Below are 341 nucleotides of genomic sequence, written 5' to 3'. Positions count from 1 at the left end.
GGTAATGCCATCAGTTGACGAGTTCCCGTACACTGTACGTGTGGTATCTGAGATCACTGAATCAAACGGTTCGTCTTCTATGGCGTCTGTCTGTGGTACGTCACTGGCTCTGATGGACGCGGGTGTGCCAATCAAAGCATCTGTAGCGGGTATCGCTATGGGTCTGGTGAAAGAAGGCGACGATTTCGTGGTTCTGTCTGACATTCTGGGCGATGAAGATCACCTGGGTGACATGGACTTTAAAGTGGCCGGTACTAACGACGGTATTACTGCACTGCAGATGGATATCAAGATCGAAGGTATTACCAAAGAGATCATGCAGATTGCTCTTAACCAGGCTA

Annotated in this window: 1 pseudogene; it reads left to right on the top strand. The window is 49.0% G+C overall.

From position 1 onward, the window contains the following. Nucleotides 1-341 (top strand): annotated as a pseudogene (locus tag ACYP03_RS25010) (polyribonucleotide nucleotidyltransferase); the annotation flags it as partial.

The sequence above is a fragment of the Photobacterium sp. R1 genome (genome assembly GCF_054600795.1).
The sequence above is the reverse complement of the archived record's forward strand: the minus strand, read 5'-3'. Positions and strand labels throughout refer to the sequence as shown.